A 15978-nucleotide genomic window follows, 5' to 3' on the forward strand; every position below is an offset into this window, starting at 1 on the left:
AGGCCAGTATTCAACAGACCGAGGCCCCACCCGTGAGGGTGCAGGAGCCTCACATATGAAAGGTAGATTGTGGCTAAGCACAACCGCACCCGCCGTACCGTGCGTCAGTCCCGTGCCCTGGGCATTGCACTGACCCCGAAGGCAGAAAAGTACCTCGAGCGTCGTCCTTACGGCCCCGGCCAGCACGGCCGTGCCCGCAAGAAGGCTGACTCCAACTACGCTACCCAGCTGAAGGAAAAGCAGCGTCTGCGCGCTCAGTACAACATCCGCGAGGCACAGATGCGCCGCGCATACCTCGAGGCAAAGCGTACCGAGGGCCAGACCGGTAAGAACATGGTCGAGCTGCTCGAGACCCGCCTCGACGCTCTGGTTCTGCGTGCAGGCTTCGCCCGCACCATTGCACAGGCACGTCAGATGGTTGTTCACCGTCACATCATGGTTGACGGCGTTCGCGTGGACCGCCCCTCGTTCCACGTCAAGCCCGGCCAGCTGATCCACGTTCACCCCAAGGCTGAGAAGACCACCCCCTTCCAGGCTGCGGCTGCAGGCGAGCACCAGGCAGTTCTGCCCGAGGTTCCCGCATACCTGAACGTTGAGATCGAGAAGCTGCACGCAAAGCTTGAGCGCAAGCCCAAGCGCGAAGAGATCCCCGTGATCTGCGACGAGCAGCTGGTCGTTGAGTACTACTCGCGTCTGGCATAATCTCGATTTTTCGAGAAGCAACCCGTCCTGCACCGTTCGGTGGGGGCGGGTTGTTCCCGTTTAACGCGCGGGTTTTTTGGGGTATATACACTACAGGGCAGTGGTGCCGCTGAACCTGTGAATCTTCCGTCGCTGGGAGTTTCATGAGAGTTTAGGGGGCGCTTGAAGGATTTTTCGACTAAAATAGGGGATTGAGCTGTGTATACAGTCCTGAACTGTATGCACGATCCGGCTGTACGCCACGGTGGCGTCCAGCCTTGTACGACTATTGATAAGCATCATGCATTGAGCGGAATGGGGTTATAGATGACCGGCGGAGATATTGCGGGCCTGATTGCAGCAGGAGTTTTTGCGATTCTGGTGGCTCTTCTTGCGTTACCCATTATTCGCCTGACTAAGGTGTTTGATGAGCTTATCGTGACGATTCGTTCGCTGAACCAGAGCACCGGCCCCCTCATCGAAGAGGTGACTCGCACTGTGGTGACCACCAATGAGCAGCTGGAGAAGGTTGACGACATCACTTCGAACGTTTCGGATGCGTCCGCGAACGTTTCTGCGCTGTCCTCGCTGGTGACTTCGACTGTGGGTCAGCCGCTGATTAAGGTTGCGTCCTTCTCGTACGGTGTGCGTCAGGCGTTCCGCGGCGGCAAGACCGGCGATGCACACGGCACCGCTGGCAACACCGGCAACACCCACGCTGGCGGCCAGTACGGTTCGGCACAGTCCTCTTACTCTGCAGGCGGTGAAAACTAATGGGTCTGCTTCGTTCAGCTCTTCTGCTCGGCGCCGGCGCGGCGGTTGGTTACTTCGCTTCCAGGCGTGCCGCCTCCGAACCTGCTCAGCGTACCCCCGGCAGCGCCCTGCTCATGCGTGAGCACGGTGAGCTTGCCCTCAACCCGGAGTCTCAGATGGGAAAATTCTTCGATTCGCCGATTGGCAAGCCCCTGCAGCCGTATGCGTTGCGTGCTGTTGAGTTCGCCGCCCGTGTGCGTGAGGGCATGCAGGAGAAGGAGATGGAGCTCAACGCTAAGGTGGAGCGCCAGAAGCAGGATCTGCGTCCTGGCTCCCTGGATACGTGGGACCGCCAGATGAGCTCGGCTGAGATTGAATCCACGAACCGCCGCCTGGCTGAGCGTGAACTCATTGAGGTGGAGGCTGAGATTGCCTCCTTGGAAGAGGCTCAGAAGCGAGCGCGTGAGCAGCGTATTGCGCGTGACCGTCAGCTCGGTGACGGCTTCTTCAACTAGGTTTTAAAAGGTGGTGCTTTTGTCCGTTAACCACGGTACGAGACTGGCTCGATTAGCCATTTTGCTCTCGGGCAGGCACCATAGGTCAGTAGACTAATTTAGAATTTCGCACAGATTACTCTAAGGAACGAGATGCTCTCACAGGAGATTTCTAAGCGCTGGATCGATTTCTTCGCTTCCCGCGGCCATACTGTGGTGCCTTCGGCATCGCTGATTTCGAACGAGCCCGGCGCTATGTTCACCATCGCCGGTATGGTGCCGTTCATTCCCTACTTCCTGGGCCGTGAGACCCCTCCGTTCTCCCGCGCGACCAGCGTGCAGAAGTGCATCCGCACCCTGGATATTGAAGAGGTCGGTAAGACTGCGCGTCACGGTACCTTCTTCCAGATGGCTGGTAACTTCTCCTTCGGTGATTACTTCAAGGAGCAGGCGATTCCGTTTGCTTACGAGCTGCTGACCACCCCTCAGGATAAGGGCGGTTTCGGCCTGGATCCGGAGCGCCTGTGGGTCACCATTTATGAGGGTGACGATGAGGCTTTCGACATTTGGCACAACAAGGTGGGCTTCCCGGCTGAGCGTATTCAGCGTATGGGCATGAAGGAAAACTACTGGTCCACTGGTCAGCCCGGCCCCGCAGGCCCCGACTCGGAGATTTTCTACGACCGTGGCCCCGCGTACGGTAAGGAAGGCGGCCCGGCGGCTGACGACGACCGTTACATTGAGATTTGGAACCTTGTGTTCATGCAGTACCAGCGTGGCGAGGGCATCGGTAAGGATGACTTCGAGATTCTGGGTGATTTGCCGAAGAAGAACATCGATACCGGTCTGGGCGTTGAGCGTCTTGCCATGCTGCTGCAGGGTGTTGAGAACTTCTACGAGACCGACCAGGTTCGCCCCGTTCTGGACGCTGCTTCTAAGCTGTCCGGTAAGAAGTACCACGGCTCTGAGTCCGCTGAGGACGAGGGCTACGAGGACGACGTGCGTATGCGCGTGGTGGCTGACCACATCCGCTCTTCGCTGATGCTGATTGCTGACGGCGTGACCCCCTCGAACGAGGGTCGCGGCTACATTCTGCGCCGTCTGATGCGCCGTGCGATTCGCGCGATGCGTCTGCTGGGTGTGACTGAGCCCTGCCTGCCCGTGCTGTTCCCGGCTTCGCGTGATGCGATGAAGGGTGCGTTCCCGTACGTTGCTGACGACTTCGAGCGTATTTCCCGCATTGCGTACGCTGAGGAGAAGGCGTTCCTGCACACCATTGAGACCGGTACTGAGCGTCTGGAAGAGGCTGTTGCTGCCGCTAAGAAGGACGGCTCTAACGCTGTTTCTGGTGCTGAGGCGTTTGCTCTGCACGACACCTACGGCTTCCCGATTGACCTGACCCTGGAGATGGCTGCTGAGGCTGGCGTGAAGGTTGATGAGAAGTCCTTCCGCGAGCTGATGGCTGAGCAGCGTCACCGTGCGCAGGCTGACGCTAAGGCGAAGAAGGGCGCGTTTGCTGACCTGTCCGAGCTGCGTAAGCTCGTGGATGAACGTGGCTCCATCTTCACCGGTTACACCGAGCTGCGTACTGAGACTAAGCTGCGCGCAATCCTGGTGGACGGCGTGTCGGTTCCCGCCGCTAAGGCTGGCGACAAGATTGAGGTTGTCCTGGATGAGACTCCGTTCTACGCGGAGGCTGGTGGCCAGGCAGCTGATACCGGTGTCATTACCGGCAACGGCTTCGTCATTGACGTTCAGGACGTTCAGCAGCCCGTGAAGGGCCTGAGTGTCCACCGCGCCGTTGTGCGTGAGGGCGAGGTTCACACCGGTGCCGATGTTGTGGCACAGGTTGACGTTCAGCGCCGCCGCGACGGTGAGAAGGCACACTCCGGTACCCACATTATTCACGCTGCCCTGCACCAGGTGCTCGGCAACGAGGCTACTCAGCGTGGCTCTTTCAACAAGGAAGGCTACCTGCGCTTCGACTTCGCGTGGGGCGAGGGCCTGTCCGAGTCCGCTAAGCGTGAGGTTGAAGAGGTTGCTAACCTCGCGATCCGCGATAACCACGAGGTGATTACCCGTGAGATGCCGCTGGCTGAGGCTAAGGCTCTGGGCGCGATGAGCCTCTTCGGCGAGAAGTACGGCGACGTGGTGCGTGTTGTTGAGATCGGCGGCGAGTTCTCCCGCGAACTGTGCGGTGGTACCCACGTTGGTTCGTCCGCTGAGATTGGTTCGCTGACCCTGCTGACCGAGGGCTCTGTTGGCTCCGGTAACCGCCGTGTTGAGGCTCTGGTGGGTCTGGACTCCTTCAACCACCTGGCTGCTGAGCGTACCCTGGTGAACCAGCTGACTGGCCTGATGAAGGTTCAGTCTTCCGCTGATCTGCCGGAGAAGATTAACCAGACTCTGTCTAAGCTGAAGGCTGCTGAGAAGGAGCTGGCTCAGTTGCGCCGCGAGAAGCTGCAGGCTGAGGCTGGCAAGCTGCTGGAGAACGCACAGACCATCGGTTCTGTTCGCGTTCTGGCGCATGACGCTGGCGAACTGGACGCTAACGGCGTTCGTGACCTGGCTCTGGATCTGCGTTCGCGCTTCGGTTCCGAGGCTGCTGTTGTCGCCGTGGTGGGTGTGGCTAATGGCCGCCCCGTCGTCCTGGTGGCAACCAACGAGGGTGCTCGTGAGGCTGGCGTGAAGGCTGGCGCTCTGGTCCGCGTCGCTGCCGGTGTTCTCGGCGGCGGTGGCGGCGGTAAGGACGACGTCGCTCAGGGTGGTGGCCAGGACGCATCCAAGATTGGTGCTGCACTGGACGCTGTCCGCGACGCTATCGCACAGGCTCAGGCCTAAACATGGCAGAATTTCAGCGCGGAGTGCGGATGGGTGTCGATGTGGGTAATGCCCGCGTCGGCACCGCCCTCAGCGACCCCGACGGCATTCTCGCCACCCCGCTCAAGACGCTGCGCCGCGACGCGAAGAAGAACTCTGACCGCCGTGTTTTGCGTAAGCTGATTGAGGTGAACGAGGTGGTGGAGGTTTTCGTCGGGCTTCCGAGGACCATGCGTGGTGGGGATTCTCCCTCCACGGAAATGGCTCGGGAGTACGCTCAGGCTCTGCGCTCCGAGTTGGATGCCGAAGAGAAGACACACATTAACATTTGGCTGGTGGATGAGCGACTCACCACCGTGAGCGCTCACCGTGCACTGCACGAGGCTGGGGTTTCCAGCCGAGATTTCAAGACTATGGTTGACCAGGTGGCGGCTGTGAATATTTTGCAGTACAGCCTGGATGCCCTCAAGGCGGGGCAGTCCGTAGCCGGGTACAAGGTGAGCGATCCGGCCCACGAAGAAAACCGACCGTCCGAGTCAGAAGGGACTACGGTCGGTGCCGTCAACGAAACGGAGAACCTTCAGTGACCGAACAGAATAAACATCCCGAAGAGAGCGGGCTCGACCTCTTTAGGCCGACAGCCGAGGATGAACGTAAGGGCATCACCGGCATCACGATGGAACAGGAAATCGTGTCGGTGGCTACGTTGCGTGCGCGTAAGCGCCGCCGCCGCGCCATCATGCTGAGCGCTATTTCCTTGTTTGTCGTGGCTCTGGTCATCATTTCGGGTGCCCTGATTACTCGCTATGACCCGTTCAAGACTCGTGACTACTCGGGTGGCGGCAATGGTACGACCGTGACTTTCACGATTCGTTCTGGCCAGTCCACCGCGCAGGTGGCGCAGGAGCTTGAGGCGGCGGGCGTCATTGCTGATGCTGATAAGTTCCTTGAGGTGTACACCAAGGAGAGCAAGGGTAAGTACTTGCAGCCTGGCACCTATGAACTGCAGCAGCACATGAGCAGCTCGAGCGCGATTACGACCATTATTGATGCGAACAGCAACGTACTGTACCTGGCGATTCCGCAGGGTAAGCGCGTGAGCGAGACCATCGATCTGATTGTTTCTGGCTCCGATGGTGCGTTCACCCGTAAGCAGGTTGAGGACGCGGTCAGCAACTACACCCAGTACGGTGTGCCGAGCAACTTCCCCTCGATTGAGGGTTGGCTGCACCCGGGTGAGTACCGCTTCCCGAAGGGCACCGACATCAAGAAGGTCATCCAGACCATGGTTGATAAGACCAAGGCTGACCTGAAGGAAGCCGGCGTGAGCGGCGACCAGAAGATCTTTGAGGTTCTGACCATCGCCTCCATCGTGGAGCTTGAGGCTCAGCCGAAGGACTACGTGGCGGTTGCAGGCATCATTGAGAACCGCCTGAACAACCCCGACGGTGAGACCTCCGGCCTGATTCAGTCGGATGCGACCGTGACCTACGGTCTGGGTGTCCGCTCGTACCACCTGACTGAAGAGCAGAAGGCCGATAAGAGCAATAAGTACAACACTTATGCGAATAAGGGTCTTCCGAAGGGTCCGATTGGTTCCCCGCAGCTGGCTTCGATTAAGGCTGCCGCGGCTCCTGAGAAAAACCCGTACTACTACTGGGTGACTGTGGACCTGGACTCCGGTGAGACTAAGTACTCCCGTACTTACGCTGAGCACCAGCGTTATGTTGAAGAGTACAACCAGTGGTGTTCTAAGCACCCGAACCGTTGTAGCTAAGTTGTAGCTCATTGGTTTAGCTGGTAGCTACGATTTGGTAGCTTCGGCGTGAAGGTTCTTTGCTGAGGCGGGTACCGCCTCCACGAGAGTGGGGGAGGTGCCCGCCTTTGCTGTACCCGGATGTTGGGGGGGTGCTTGGTTGTTGGGCTATACCTGAATATTGGTTTGTCCCTTAAAATGGGTAGAGTGCGCCTATGACCGCGGGTTCGTGGCGTGCGTATCCGCAAGCACCAAGCGTTGAGAGCGTTCCCCAGCGTTGAGAGCGAAAGAGTATCTATCGATGAAGACTGAACCGTACCGTGAGGCCCCGTATCTTCGCCGCGCCTACGTGCTGGGGCACCCTATTGCCCATTCGCTGTCGCCTGCGCTGCATCGTGCCGCGTATGACTTTTTGGGTGAGCAGAATTTGGGTTATGAGCGCCGCGATACTCTGCCCGATGATTTGCCGGAGATGATGCACGGTGTGCGCCACCCGGACGGCACGGAGGACGCCCCGTATATTGCGGGTCTGTCGGTGACGATGCCGTTGAAGACCGCGGTCATTCAGTATTGCGATGAGATCAGTGAGATGGCGCAGGTGACCGGTGCGGTGAACACGGTGTATCCGCGCGGTGAGAAGGTGCTGGGGCATAATACGGACGTCATCGGCATTGTGAACGCGCTGCGCCACGCCGGTTTGGAGCCGCACCCACTCAAGGATTCCGCCGCGATTGTGGGTGGGGGAGCGACCGCTATTTCTGCTTTGGCGGCGTTGCACGCGTTGGGGTACCGCCGCGTGAGCGTGTACGCCCGTTCGCTACATAAGCTTGGTAGCGTGCAGGAGGCGGCGAACCGCCTGGGTGTTCAGCTGGAGCAGATTGCGCTGGCTGATTTGCCGCAGAATCTTGCTGAGCGCGGTCATCACCCGGTGGTGTCTACTCTTCCTGCCCGTGCGGCGGATGAGTGGGCGAGCCAGCTGACCGGGCTGAAGGGCGCCTCCGCGACGCACCGGCCGGTACTGCTCGATGTTGCGTATAACCCGTGGCCTTCGGTGCTGGCGAGCGCTTGGGAGGCTAACGGAGGCACGGTGGTTTCCGGTTTGGAGATGCTGCTCTATCAGGCGGTGGAGCAGGTTCTGCTTTTTACTGACCGCACCCTGCCCGAGGGTGAACTGCTGGGTTTGGTGAATGCGATGTGCGCGGCGGTTGGTCTTCCGCCTCGTGCTTCCGTTTCGTGAAAAAAGCGTGCTTTCACTCGCTCAGTAAACAGGCATTTTATACACTATTTATACACGTGAAGAATTATTATTCCTTCCTCCTGCGCTGCGGTGCGGGTGCGATGAAAAGAGGTTAACCTATGGCCCTGCGTTGGCTCACTGCCGGAGAATCCCACGGCGAGGCGCTCGTCGGCATTATTGAGGGCGTACCCGCCGGTGTGGAACTCACCAGCGACATGGTGCGTGACGCCCTGGCTCGCCGCCGCCTCGGCTACGGCCGCGGTGCTCGCATGAAGTTCGAGGAGGACCGCGTGCGCATCCTGGGCGGTGTGCGTCACGGCCTGACTCAGGGCGGCCCGGTCGCGATTGAGATTGCGAACACCGAGTGGCCCAAGTGGACTGACGTGATGAGCTCCGATCCGGTGGATCCGAAGCTGATTGAGGGTCGTGCGCGTAATGCTGCGCTGACTCGTCCGCGCCCCGGTCACGCCGATTTTACCGGCATGCAGAAGTACAACTTCTCTGAGGCTCGCCCGGTGCTGGAGCGCGCCTCCGCGCGTGAGACTGCGACCCGCGTGGCGCTCGGTGTGGTTGCCGCCCAGATTTTGAAGGCTTTGGGTGTTGAGCTGGTTTCTCACACCGTAGCTGTGGGTGGCGTGCACGCTCCCGAGGGTGCCCCGGTGCCTTCGCCGCGCAACGTTGACCAGCTGGACGCTGACCCGCTGCGCTGCTTCGATAAGGCAACCTCCGACGCGATGGTTCAGCGCGTGGACGAGGCACACAAGGACGGCGAGACTCTCGGCGGTGTGGTTGAGGTGCTCGCGTACGGTATGCCTCCCGGACTGGGTTCGTACGTGCACTGGGACCGCCGCCTGGACGCGCGCCTTGCCGCAGCGCTGATGGGTATTCAGGCTATTAAGGGCGTTGAGGTTGGTGACGGTTTCGCGACCGCTGACCGCCCGGGCACTGCCGCTCACGACGAGATTTCCATTGGCGAAAACGGCGTAACCCGCGATACCAACCGTGCAGGTGGTATTGAGGGCGGCATGAGCATTGGCGACCTGCTGCGTGTGCGCGCGGCAATGAAGCCCATTGCGACCGTGCCGAAGGCTCTGAAGACCATTGACACGTCCACCGGTGAAGAGGCTCGCGCCCACCACCAGCGTTCGGATGTGTGTGCTGTTCCCGCCGCCGGCGTGGTGGCGGAGGCGATGGTCGCCCTGGTGCTGGCTGAGGCTGCACTGGAGAAGTTTGGTGGCGACTCGATTGGTGAGACTCGCCGCAACATGGATTCCTACCTGGACGCTATTCCGGCGTCTCTGGCGTGGGAGTCTAATGTGGCTGGTTGGGACGCGTAGTGCCCCTTCCGGCGGAGTCTGAGGACCGCGGCGCGGAAGGTCGTGGTTCCGGGGAGGTTTCTGTGGAGCAGGGTGTTCGCCCGGTCGCTTCGAGCCCCCTTGCGCGTATTGCTGCGGCAACGCAGCGTGCGCGAGGGGGCGCTTCGCCGCGCCCGGAAACCGGTGCTTCTGCCGCGGCTGAGCAGAGTGTTGAGGCTGCGGACGCCGGGGTTCGTGAGACTGTTGCGCGTGAGGCTGCCGCCTCGGTTTCTTCTGTGCGCCCGGCTTCTCGCGTGCCCACCCCCGCTGACCTGATGCGTTCTGGCGCCCGCCCCCTGCCCGCCGCCGCTACGGCGAGCACGCAGGGTGTGCGCCTGTACGCCTCCTCGGTATCTGAGGACGCCGACCCGGCGCTCGGTCTGGACGAGGACCTGCGCCTGAAGCTGCTCAGCGCCCTGCAGGGCATGGGCACCGCTGAAGAGGAACCCCGCAAGGAACCCGCGAAGGCGGAAGCACCCAAGCCCGCAGCTCCAAAACCTGCCGCGCCGTCAGTAGTCGCTGCGCCCAAGCCGACTGTGCCTAAGCCTGCCGCGCCCAAGCCGGCACCTCCGAAGCAGGCTCAGCCTGCAGAGGCGGCGGGGGAGAGCGCTTCTGCTCCCGTAGCCGCACCTGCACATCCTGTAGCTGCGCCCGCGGCTGAACCCGCCAAGCCGGTCCGTCCGACCCCGGCGCTGTTCGGCAAGGTTCAGGTTGCTGCGCCCGTAGCACCCGTTGCACCCGCCGCAGAAGAAGAGAACCAGGCAGGGGAGAAGCCCCTCGACGCTTCCGAACTGCCCGCAACCCCGGCTGAATCTGTGGCACCCGCAGAGTTCACCGTCCCCGCAGAGGTGCTCGCAGAAGACGAGTCCGCCGGCGCTCGCATCCACCCGCAGCAGGTGCGTGAAATGCACGAGAACTTCGCGGAACGCTCCCGCCCCATCGTGCTCATCGGCCCCATGGCGGCAGGTAAGACCTACATTGGTACGCACCTGGCGCGTTTCTACGGCTACGAGTTCCTCGACGCTGACCAGCTCATCGTGGAACGCTACGGCGAAGTCTCCGAAATTTTCGAGATTTTTGGTGAGGCGTATTTCCGCGAGCTCGAACGCAAAACCATCGAAGAGGTCCTCACCTCGCCCGTGTACCGCAACACGGTGTTCTCCCTGGGCGGTGGCGCGCCCATGACCGACTCGGTCGCGGAGCTGCTCAAGGACGAATGCGTGGTGTACATCCTCGTTGATGCTGACACCGTCACCCCGCGCATTACCGGCAACAAGACCCGCCCGCTGCTGCAGCCGAACCCGGTCGAGCGGTGGACCGAAATTTTTGAGCGCCGCCGCAGCCGATACGAAGAGCTGGCGCACTTCACCCTGGACGCACGAGGCGGCCGCCCCATCACCGAGATGACCGCAGAAATCCAGGCGTACGTGACCGCAACCCGCGCCTCCCGCGCGCAGCGCCCCCAAGCATAACCCCTCACCTGTGAAAGGACACATGATGAGCACTCAGCCCACCCCCACTTTCGGTGCCTCCGGCGCGGAAGATATTACCCGCATCCCGGTGACCGGCAGCTCCCCGCGTGAGAACTATGAGGTTCTCATCGGCCACAACCTGCTCGGTAAAATCCCCGAAATTCTGGGCAACCGCACCAAGAAGGTGCTCGTGATTCACCCGCGTGCCCTGCGTTCCACCGGTGAGCTGGTCATGGAAGACCTGCGCACCATGGGCTACGAATCGTTCAGCGCCGAAATCCCGGACGCTGAGGAGGCAAAGCACTACCAGGTGGCGGCGTTCTGCTGGCAGGTGCTCGGTCAGAACGACTTCACCCGCACCGACGCAATCATCTCCGTGGGTGGCGGCGCTATTACCGACGTTGCCGGATTCGTCGCGGCAACCTGGCTGCGCGGCGTGCGCGTTATTCACATTCCGACCACCCTGCTCGGCATGGTGGACGCTGCCGTGGGTGGTAAGACCGGCATCAACACCGCCGAGGGTAAGAACCTGGTCGGCGCGTTCTGGCCGCCCGCCGCCGTGCTCTGCGAAATCGGCACCCTGCGCACCCTGCCCGAGCACGAGTTGCTGACCGGCATGGGTGAGGTCGTCAAGTGCGGATTCATCGCAGACCCCGAGATTCTTGACCTGATTGAGGCAAACCCGCAGGCCGTGCGCGATTCGCAGTCCGCCGTGATGCGCGAGCTCATTGAACGCAGCGTGCGCGTGAAGGCGGAGGTGGTCTCCGAGGATCTGCGCGAGTCCGGCCGTCGCGAGATTCTGAACTACGGCCACACCCTCGCCCACGCCATCGAGCGTAACGAACGCTACCAGTGGCGTCACGGCGCGGCCGTTGCGGTGGGCATGGTGTACGCCGCCGAACTGGCGCTGGCAACCGGCCACGCCGACGAAGAACTCGTGGCACGCACCCGCCGCATCCTCGAATCCCTGGGCCTGCCCACCTCCTACAAGGCAGACGCATGGCCCCAGCTGCTCGAAGCGATGCGCCGCGACAAGAAGGCACGCGGCAACCTGCTGCGCTTCATCATTCTTGACGGTCTGGCTCGCCCGCGCGTCTACGAGGTGCCGGACGATTCGATTCTGTACATGACCTACCAGGAGATTATCTCCGAGTAGGCGTGAGTCCCGTATATTCACCGGATACACCCGGCACGTGTTTGCTAATACGCGCCAGCCGGGCGGGGTGCCACAGAAAAACTGTGGCGCCCCTGCTAGGAAAATTCGTGCGCATCCTGTAGAATGTACGGGACATATTTTTGCTCATTGAAAACTTAGCGCCTCGCCGGGTACCACTACGGCGTGAGCGTCGATGACACGAAGGAGAGCCCCATGGCATCCACTACCGATATTAAGAACGGCGCCGTCCTGAAGATTGACGGCAACCTCTGGTCCGTCGTAGAGTTCCAGCACGTTAAGCCCGGTAAGGGTGGCGCGTTCGTCCGCACCAAGCTGCGCAACGTTACCTCCGGCAAGGTCGTCGACCGTACCTTCAACGCTGGCGCTAAGATCGAAACCGCAACCGTTGACCGCTCCGACTACCAGTACCTGTACCAGGACGGCGACGACTACGTCTTCATGGACATGAAGACCTACGACCAGATCAACGTTCCCGCAACTGTTGTCGGCGACGCAGCAAACTACATGCTCGAATCCCAGACCGCAACCATCGCAATGCACGAGGGTAGCCCCCTGTACATCGAGCTGCCCGCATCCGTGGTCCTCGAAATCACCTACACCGAGCCCGGCCTGCAGGGTGACCGCTCCACCGGCGGCACCAAGCCCGCAACCGTTGAGACCGGCTACGAGATCCAGGTTCCCCTGTTCCTGGAGACCGGCACCAAGGTCAAGGTTGACACCCGCACCGGTGAGTACCTCGGTCGCGTGAACGACTAATGAATTCGCGTACGAAAGCCCGATTGCGCGCCCTCGAAGTGCTCTTCGAGGCGGATCAGCGCAACGAAGATTATATTGAGGTACTCCGCCGCCGCCGACTGTACACGGTAGCGCAGATCTCTGCTTACTCTGAGGAAATCATTCGTGGCGTCCGCGACCACGACGAAGAGATCCGCGAGTTTGTGGAGACTTACGCCCGTGACTGGTCCTTCGAGCGTATGCCCGCCGTGGACCGTGCCGTGCTGCGTATTGGCACTTGGGAGCTTCTGTACAATGACGAAGTTCCGGATGCTGTCGCAATTTCTGAGGCTGTCGGTCTGGCGCGTGTGCTGTCCACGAATGAATCTCCGAAGTTCGTGAACGGTCTGCTGGATAAGCTCCGTCAGGTGAAGCCGACCCTGCTCGCGTAAGACATCCCGCCACGGCATGCCCGCCAGCCCATAGCTGGTTGGTTTGCCGCCGTTGAGGATGCACCCGCAGGGGAGCGTACGTGAAACCCCCGCCGTACTGTAGTTCGCTACAGGACGGCGGGGGTTTTCTGTGTCTACGCTTCTTCGGTTGGTGCGGATGCGCTCGCAGGGTTTGTTAGCAACAGTTGAGGCTTCACCGGACAACGCGGGCGGGGTTTGGCGGCAACAGTTGAGGCTTCACCGGACAACGCAGGCGGGGGAGTGCCCCCTCTGCGGCGCTGAGCGCCTTGAGGACGGAGCCCCCGCCCCGCGTGCCCGGTATGCGCCTCGTACAGTATCAGCTACTCACCTTGAGCGGATGCGGTCGCCTCGCTCGTAGCGTCTGCTTCGTCTCCGCAACCGTTATGAAGGGTCTCAGACTTGATAACAACAAACGCATTATCTTCAGAACGGCGAACAACAAAGACCCGTCGCGTTAGCTGCGGGTCCTTAAATTTCTTACCCTCAGCAGAGCGAACGTTGCTCCAGTCTTCACAGAACGTGATGGTTGCGCCGCCGGTGTTGTATGAGACAGAACCATCGTCGTTCATGGTTCCATAGGTGACTGGATCGATGTTATTGAAGGCAATTTCGCCCTTGATAGGACCGTGGTTTTCTTCTGTGAACTTTTGAATATTCTCCACTTCCTCCTTTGTGTCTTCCAGGAAGTTTTTATGCACGTATCGGAGCAGCTCTTCATCGCTCGTGTGCTCCAGGTTCCCATGCATCCATGCATTCCAAATGAGTCGGTACTGTTCCAACGCATCGTATGCAGCCTTGAGGGTCGCATCTGCTGCTTCCTTCGACGGGTTATCCAAGTCAACGTTCGCACGAATCAGCACGGGCTCATAACCCGTCGGAGTGGGTGAAGGAGTAGCAGTGGGAGTTGTGGAAGCTTCAGCGGTCGCGGAAGTGGAAGCACTCGATTCTGCGCTGACCTGCGCGCCGCCGGAACAAGCGGACAGGGTGAGTATCATTGCCACCGAGAGCGCGGCAATAGAAGTACGCGTGGTACGACTAAACATCATTGTTGGTTCTTTTCTGGTGTGTGGTTGTGTAAACCGCAGAATTATCCCTACAGCAACGTGTGGAATTCAGCGGAATGTTATCGGTTGATGCCATTACCCTAACATACATCTGCAGAGCACACACCCTGGCGTATTGTTTGTCCATTTTGTCGAGAGCCTGCTTGTTGTGGTGCAGGCTAGGGGCTCGGTACGCGCCTCATTTGGCAGCCGTCTCGCCGTGAGCGGTCTCTCGCCGAACCTGAACGTAGCCTGTGAACTGTGGTACCCTACTAGAAGCACAAAACCTTTAAATCCGTCCCGTGAGGCGGGGAAGGAGACGGCTATGCCTGGGTCAACTGTACCCACATCCGGCGCGAATCAGGGGCGAAATCTAACCGCAGCCCCCCATTCGGCAACCCCTCAAAGCACCTCCGAGGACGCGACCACCGTCGGCCGCACCATCCTCAGCGAGGACGAAATCCGCCGCGCCCTCACCCGCATCGCCTACGAAATTATTGAAACCAATAAAGGCGTAGAAAACCTCGTACTCATCGGCATCCGCTCCCGCGGCGTGCCCCTCGCCGTACGACTCGCAGCCCGTATCCAAGCCATCGAGCCGAACTTCAACGCAGAAACACGACTCGGCGCCCTGGATATCACCGCCTACCGCGACGACCAGCCCGTCTCGCCCAACGGCACCACCTCCCCAGATACCGCAGGGGAGAGCATCATGCCCAGCATCGGCATTGAAGGTAAAACCGTAGTCCTCGTTGACGACGTCCTCTACTCCGGCCGCACCGTACGCGCCGCCCTCGACGCACTCAACGCCCACGGACGACCCGCCCTCGTACGCCTGGCAGTCCTCGTAGACCGCGGACACCGGCAACTACCCATCCGCGCCGACCACGTGGGCAAAAACCTGCCCACCAGCGCCAGCGAAACCGTACGCGTCGTACTGACCGAAACCGACAACGCAACAGACCGAGTTGACATTATCCAGCTGGGAGGGCTCTCATGAAGCATCTGCTCGACACCCGCGAACTAACCCGCGAAGAAGCCATCGAAATCCTTGACGTCGCCGACTACATGGCGCAGGTCAAAGCCGAAAACCGCACCCTCAACGTGCTCAACGGCAAGACCGTCGTCAACCTCTTCTTCGAGGACTCCACCCGCACCCGCCTCTCCTTCGAAGCCGCGGAGAAGCGCCTGGGCGCCGCCGTTACCAACTTCTCCGCATCTGGCTCCTCCGTGTCTAAGGGTGAGTCGCTCAAGGACACCGCGCAGACCCTCAAGGCGATTGCCGCGGATGCGTTCGTGATTCGCCACTCGGCATCCGGCGCACCGCAGCGCCTCGCCGAAGCAGGCTGGACCGACATCCCCGTACTCAACGCGGGCGACGGCACCCACGCGCACCCCACCCAGGCACTGCTCGACGCCGTGTCCCTGCGCCAGTACAAGGCAGAACGCGACGGCCTCGACAGCCCCCGCGGCACCGACCTGTCCGGCATGCGCGTGCTCATCGTCGGCGACATCCTGCACTCGCGCGTGGCACGCTCCAATCTCTGGCTGCTGAGCACCCTCGGCGCGCAGGTTGTCTTCGTTGCACCGCCGACCCTGCTGCCGCTGAACACCACCTCCTGGGTTGAAGAAGCCGGCCTGGAAATCTTCCACGACTTCGACGAAGCCATCGCCACCAACCCGGACGCCGTCATGCTGCTGCGCATCCAGAAGGAACGCATGAACGCCGCGTACTTCCCCTCCGCCGAGGAGTACACCGACCTGTGGGGCCTGACCGCCGAACGCTTCGCAACCCTGCAGGCGCAGCCGCAGCCCGTCGCAATCCTGCACCCGGGCCCCATGAACCGCGGCCTGGAAATCTGCACCGAAGCCGCCGACGCCACCAACTCCTGGGTCCTGCGCCAGGTCAGCAACGGCGTGGCGCTGCGCATGGCGGTGCTCTACCTGCTTCTGACCGACGGCTCCAGCGCCAAGCTCTACGCCGGCGACGAATCCTAAACGAC

The 15978-nt window shown here is 60.9% G+C and carries 15 protein-coding genes; 14 read left to right on the plus strand and 1 reads right to left on the minus strand.

Features of this window, described 5'->3' with window-relative positions; genetic code table 11:
• The first annotated feature begins 69 nt into the window (after positions 1 to 69).
• From rpsD to nusB, 12 genes are all read left to right on the plus strand, one after another.
• On the plus strand, positions 70 to 702 hold the full coding sequence (rpsD, locus tag RM6536_RS08115) for a 30S ribosomal protein S4 (protein ID WP_005505914.1): 633 nt from the start codon (positions 70 to 72) through the stop codon (positions 700 to 702).
• Positions 703 to 1008: 306 nt separating this feature from the next.
• Positions 1009 to 1455: a DUF948 domain-containing protein gene (locus tag RM6536_RS08120; RefSeq protein ID WP_060824743.1), complete on the plus strand. Its 447-nt coding sequence runs from the start codon at positions 1009 to 1011 to the stop codon at positions 1453 to 1455.
• A complete protein-coding gene (locus RM6536_RS08125) occupies positions 1455 to 1949 on the plus strand; it encodes a hypothetical protein (protein ID WP_005508736.1) in 495 nt (164 codons plus the stop codon). The genes RM6536_RS08120 and RM6536_RS08125 overlap by 1 nt, the downstream gene beginning before the upstream one ends.
• A gap of 132 nt (positions 1950 to 2081) precedes the next feature.
• Complete coding sequence (gene alaS / locus RM6536_RS08130) at positions 2082 to 4769, plus strand: alanine--tRNA ligase (RefSeq protein WP_060824744.1); 2688 nt, start codon at positions 2082 to 2084, stop codon at positions 4767 to 4769.
• Between the two features lie 2 nt (positions 4770 to 4771).
• Complete coding sequence (gene ruvX, locus RM6536_RS08135) at positions 4772 to 5335, plus strand: Holliday junction resolvase RuvX (protein ID WP_060824745.1); 564 nt, start codon at positions 4772 to 4774, stop codon at positions 5333 to 5335.
• Complete coding sequence (gene mltG / locus RM6536_RS08140; protein WP_060824746.1) at positions 5332 to 6525, plus strand: endolytic transglycosylase MltG; 1194 nt, start codon at positions 5332 to 5334, stop codon at positions 6523 to 6525. The genes ruvX and mltG overlap by 4 nt, the downstream gene beginning before the upstream one ends.
• A gap of 280 nt (positions 6526 to 6805) precedes the next feature.
• Positions 6806 to 7741, plus strand: coding sequence for a shikimate dehydrogenase (locus RM6536_RS08145; RefSeq protein WP_060824747.1), 936 nt, complete (start codon positions 6806 to 6808; stop codon positions 7739 to 7741).
• Positions 7742 to 7860: 119 nt separating this feature from the next.
• Complete coding sequence (gene aroC, locus RM6536_RS08150; RefSeq protein WP_060824748.1) at positions 7861 to 9078, plus strand: chorismate synthase; 1218 nt, start codon at positions 7861 to 7863, stop codon at positions 9076 to 9078.
• The gene (locus RM6536_RS08155) at positions 9078 to 10568 is read left to right on the plus strand and encodes a shikimate kinase (RefSeq protein ID WP_060824749.1); all 1491 of its coding nucleotides are present in this window, start codon (positions 9078 to 9080) and stop codon (positions 10566 to 10568) included. Before aroC ends, RM6536_RS08155 begins: the two co-directional genes overlap by 1 nt.
• 25 nt (positions 10569 to 10593) lie before the next feature.
• On the plus strand, positions 10594 to 11724 hold the full coding sequence (gene aroB / locus RM6536_RS08160) for a 3-dehydroquinate synthase (protein WP_060824917.1): 1131 nt from the start codon (positions 10594 to 10596) through the stop codon (positions 11722 to 11724).
• A 213-nt stretch (positions 11725 to 11937) separates the two neighbouring features.
• Positions 11938 to 12501 carry an elongation factor P gene (gene efp / locus RM6536_RS08165; protein WP_005505932.1) on the plus strand — a complete coding sequence of 188 codons (564 nt, stop codon included), beginning with the start codon at positions 11938 to 11940 and terminating at the stop codon, positions 12499 to 12501.
• On the plus strand, positions 12501 to 12911 hold the full coding sequence (nusB, locus tag RM6536_RS08170; RefSeq protein WP_005505934.1) for a transcription antitermination factor NusB: 411 nt from the start codon (positions 12501 to 12503) through the stop codon (positions 12909 to 12911). Before efp ends, nusB begins: the two co-directional genes overlap by 1 nt.
• A 341-nt stretch (positions 12912 to 13252) precedes the next feature.
• Here the strand turns inward: nusB and RM6536_RS08175 are convergent, their stop codons facing one another.
• Positions 13253 to 13978: a hypothetical protein gene (locus RM6536_RS08175; protein WP_060824750.1), complete on the minus strand. Its 726-nt coding sequence runs from the start codon at positions 13976 to 13978 to the stop codon at positions 13253 to 13255.
• A gap of 322 nt (positions 13979 to 14300) precedes the next feature.
• Here RM6536_RS08175 and pyrR point away from each other — a divergent pair, with 322 nt between their 5' ends.
• Both pyrR and RM6536_RS08185 read left to right on the plus strand, forming a co-directional pair.
• Positions 14301 to 14975, plus strand: a complete 675-nt coding sequence (gene pyrR / locus RM6536_RS08180) for a bifunctional pyr operon transcriptional regulator/uracil phosphoribosyltransferase PyrR (RefSeq protein WP_060824751.1) — start codon at positions 14301 to 14303, stop codon at positions 14973 to 14975.
• On the plus strand, positions 14972 to 15973 hold the full coding sequence (locus tag RM6536_RS08185; RefSeq protein ID WP_060824752.1) for an aspartate carbamoyltransferase catalytic subunit: 1002 nt from the start codon (positions 14972 to 14974) through the stop codon (positions 15971 to 15973). Before pyrR ends, RM6536_RS08185 begins: the two co-directional genes overlap by 4 nt.
• Positions 15974 to 15978: the final 5 nt, after the last annotated feature.

It is taken from the genome of Rothia mucilaginosa (assembly GCF_001548235.1).
Lineage (GTDB): Bacteria > Actinomycetota > Actinomycetes > Actinomycetales > Micrococcaceae > Rothia > Rothia mucilaginosa_B.

What these genes read in the sequence shown, in the direction of transcription:
- efp (WP_005505932.1), top strand. Translation starts at nt 11,938, where the DNA reads ATGGCATCCACTACCGATATTAAGAACGGCGCCGTCCTGAAGATTGAC.
- RM6536_RS08125 (WP_005508736.1), top strand. Translation starts at nt 1,455, where the DNA reads ATGGGTCTGCTTCGTTCAGCTCTTCTGCTCGGCGCCGGCGCGGCGGTT.
- pyrR (WP_060824751.1), top strand. Translation starts at nt 14,301, where the DNA reads ATGCCTGGGTCAACTGTACCCACATCCGGCGCGAATCAGGGGCGAAAT.
- nusB (WP_005505934.1), top strand. Translation starts at nt 12,501, where the DNA reads ATGAATTCGCGTACGAAAGCCCGATTGCGCGCCCTCGAAGTGCTCTTC.
- RM6536_RS08185 (WP_060824752.1), top strand. Translation starts at nt 14,972, where the DNA reads ATGAAGCATCTGCTCGACACCCGCGAACTAACCCGCGAAGAAGCCATC.
- aroC (WP_060824748.1), top strand. Translation starts at nt 7,861, where the DNA reads ATGGCCCTGCGTTGGCTCACTGCCGGAGAATCCCACGGCGAGGCGCTC.
- RM6536_RS08175 (WP_060824750.1), bottom strand. Translation starts at nt 13,978, where the DNA reads ATGATGTTTAGTCGTACCACGCGTACTTCTATTGCCGCGCTCTCGGTG.
- ruvX (WP_060824745.1), top strand. Translation starts at nt 4,772, where the DNA reads ATGGCAGAATTTCAGCGCGGAGTGCGGATGGGTGTCGATGTGGGTAAT.
- RM6536_RS08120 (WP_060824743.1), top strand. Translation starts at nt 1,009, where the DNA reads ATGACCGGCGGAGATATTGCGGGCCTGATTGCAGCAGGAGTTTTTGCG.
- aroB (WP_060824917.1), top strand. Translation starts at nt 10,594, where the DNA reads ATGAGCACTCAGCCCACCCCCACTTTCGGTGCCTCCGGCGCGGAAGAT.
- alaS (WP_060824744.1), top strand. Translation starts at nt 2,082, where the DNA reads ATGCTCTCACAGGAGATTTCTAAGCGCTGGATCGATTTCTTCGCTTCC.
- RM6536_RS08145 (WP_060824747.1), top strand. Translation starts at nt 6,806, where the DNA reads ATGAAGACTGAACCGTACCGTGAGGCCCCGTATCTTCGCCGCGCCTAC.